The 1,075-nt window shown below is 51.0% G+C and carries 1 protein-coding gene; it reads right to left on the minus strand.

The features are described from left to right. Positions 1–325: 325 nt before the first annotated feature. On the minus strand, positions 326–1,075 hold a 750-nt coding region (locus R7040_RS24785), incomplete at its 5' end, for a class I SAM-dependent methyltransferase (RefSeq protein WP_318097322.1).

Raw genomic sequence — 1,075 nt, forward strand, 5'->3', positions numbered from 1 at the left:
GCTTACACAATGAGTCTTTAGAAGCGGAAGAGCGTGCACAAGAGCGACAAACGAACTTAGGTGCGACGACCAAACGGTGAATGTCACCCAAGTTGGCCGCAATTTGTTTGCGGTTCATCTTACATAAGCGTTTAGACATTCGACTACTCCAGCTTCCCAATTATCGACAGCATCACAACAAGTGAAATAATAATAATTCTTAGTTAGATATACAGTCAGAGTGTCGAATTAGCAAGTGAAAACTATCAATAGTGTTCAGGAAAGAATGGCAGCGTCACAGCACTTGGTTCAATGCTGTGACGAGAAGTTTTTGCGTGTCAGGAGGTTATGCCATCGAGGCTTTGACGTAGACGTCGAAACGGTTCTTTTTGGTTTCAATCGCCATGCTTGGCTTTTGCTCGTTCAGCCAATTCGCGTAGTCCGGGCGCTTAACCACCACGCGTTTCGTTGCCAACGCCAGAGCAGGTTCGAGCAATCCATCGGCATCCAAATCCGCTCCCACCAAAGATTGGAAGACGCGCATCTCTTTTTTCACCAACGCGGATTTCTTTTTGTTTTCTGGGTGCGGGTACATCGGGTCGAGATACACCACATCCGGTTTCACAAACTCGCTGTCTTGCGCCAGTTGATCCAGCGCGTCATGGCTGGAGGCATGGATCAGCGACATACGCTCAGATACCCACGTGCCGATTTCTGGGTCTTGTTTCGCGCGAGCCAAACCGTCATCCAACAAGGCCGCCACGACTGGGTGACGCTCGACCATCTGCACTTTACAACCTAGCGATGCGAGCACAAACGCGTCACGACCAAGGCCAGCCGTGCCGTCTAACACGGTTGGGGTCGCACCTTTGTTCAAGCCTGCGGCTTTTGCAATCGCTTGCCCTTTACCACCACCGAATTTACGGCGATGACCCACCGCGCCACCAATCAAATCGACAAAAATCGCACCGAGCTTAGGCTCATCGACTTTACGCAGCTCTAAACGCTCCGCAGTCAGCACCAAAGCAAAGTCGCTCTCGTCAGTGTGAGAAAGCTGCCAACGCGCAGCCAGTTCGTCGAGATGAGATTGTTGAGA

This window comes from Vibrio sp. 1069 (assembly GCF_033340555.1).